Origin of the sequence: Companilactobacillus kimchiensis (genome assembly GCF_001438805.1) — a bacterium.
Classification (GTDB): domain Bacteria; phylum Bacillota; class Bacilli; order Lactobacillales; family Lactobacillaceae; genus Companilactobacillus; species Companilactobacillus kimchiensis.
Genome location: NZ_JQCF01000054.1, coordinates 1 through 1824, shown reverse-complemented (window position 1 = coordinate 1824; position 1824 = coordinate 1). Strand labels below are relative to the sequence as shown.

2 protein-coding genes are annotated in these 1824 nt (G+C 31.9%); both read right to left on the bottom strand.

The window, feature by feature from the left end; translation table 11 throughout:
- Nucleotides 1-847 (bottom strand): transposase (locus IV57_RS13055; protein ID WP_157051968.1); only part of this gene is annotated, 847 nt, incomplete at its 3' end.
- 119 nt (nt 848-966) lie between these two features.
- The coding region (locus IV57_RS12775; RefSeq protein ID WP_236704369.1) for a transposase at nt 967-1824 on the bottom strand (858 nt) is incomplete at its 5' end.

The window sequence follows — 1824 nt, the reverse complement described above, 5'->3', positions numbered from 1 at the left end:
GAGTTGCCTGAAATGCCAGGTAACTCTTTTTATATAAATTGACTATCCCACTTCGACCATATACAATACGCTTGATCAGTTTGAGTTTGTTATTATTTCCTTCGACAAATCCAGAACTGATTTCTTGGGATATCGCGTTGTGAACTGGGGCGATATCCTTTTTTATATGCTTACAAAAACCATGCATTATTGTATTTTCGTATTTGAATAAAAAGACATCCATAGCTTTGGTGTTGTCGCCCATCAATGCACAGTAGAAGTTTATGTATACATATCTAAGTTTTATTAATATAGGATATTGATTTTGTAGAATCATAAAGTTATTACTAATCGTTTTCATATTGATATTAGTGATATCGTTGAGTATTCTTTTACGCGAAATAGAAATAGTGGTGTCTTTAGATTTGTGTTCTTTTGACGAGATTCTCTCGTCAAGAACACTTGTGGGAAAATTATTCTTTTTTATATCATATATGTAATTATTTAGTGAATTTTTATTTCCTTTGTATCCGTTGGATAGTACATAAGTTTGAATTTCTAGGTTAGAGAAACCATCACGAAGCATTTTGTAAATTATATTTATATAATCATCCATCACCGTTTTACGTTTTTTGTAATGAATAGGATGGTCTAAGTCATCTATTTGTGTAGGACTCATATTCAAATATTTTTGAACAGTAACTGGGCTTAATTTGAATTCAATTGTGGCGGTCTTAATTGCACTAGGAGATAATGAAAATTTGGATTGTATAGTCTTAATAAGTTCTTGTTTATTTTTACGTCCCAATGCGTATTTCTTGTATTGGGGTGATTTAGGGATACGTTTTTTATTATCAAAAGTAAACACACCACCGTTCCTATTGGTCGGTGGTGTGTTATCGTAATGAACTTTATTGATTGCATCATATATTGAATTGATATTCGTTTTTTTAACTTTATCCTTTTGTTCGATTACCTGATTATTCTTTAAGAATATTGTTTGGGGAATTTTTTTTTTAAAACAATACTGAGATTATCAGTCAAATCTTGTAAAAGATGAAAACGGTCAGCTACTTGAGTGCAATTAGGAAGTACCTCACGTATTACTTTTGCGTAAGAAGTGTCTCTATCTCTGGCTACTATTCTTACTTTCTTGTGATTTTTTAACCATTTTTTTAGTTCAGTTCCCTTACGTCCTTCTAATAGTGCAATAAGATGATGATCGTTTAAATCATAAATAGCTGTACAATAGGTTCTACCTTTTTTTATGGCAACGTCATCGACTCCTATGGCCTCGACATTTGGATCATCTTTAAATTCAAGGCAGTCATAAAGTCTTTGTATAGACTTATTACTAATATTTACACCTAATAAGGACAAGACATGACTTGCACCTTCATTACTTAAAAATATGGATACACCTAATATAAATATATTGAGCGCGTCGGTGCGTACCTCCCGAGCGCCCGCAAAGGGCAATACTTCATCAAATATATAGTGAGGACAGTCTATATTTAAACAATAGTATTTGTGTACATTAACATCTAAATACGTAGATTCATTATGAATAGGAGTATCTTGTAATATCCTATGATAAGTTGAGGAAACCCTTGAAGCTTCAACTCCACAATACGGGCACTTACAAATGTGCGGACGGGATTTGATTTTGACCAATAAACGGTTATTATCATTTATTACGTTGTATATAAAATAATTCTCACCAAAAAGTAATTTATTATAATCTAGTTCTTTATATTTAGACATTTGGGTGGCCTTCTTTAAAACAAAGTATAGAATCAAAATCACTCGAGAAGAAAAGGTTGTACCAACTGGATATATCCAGTT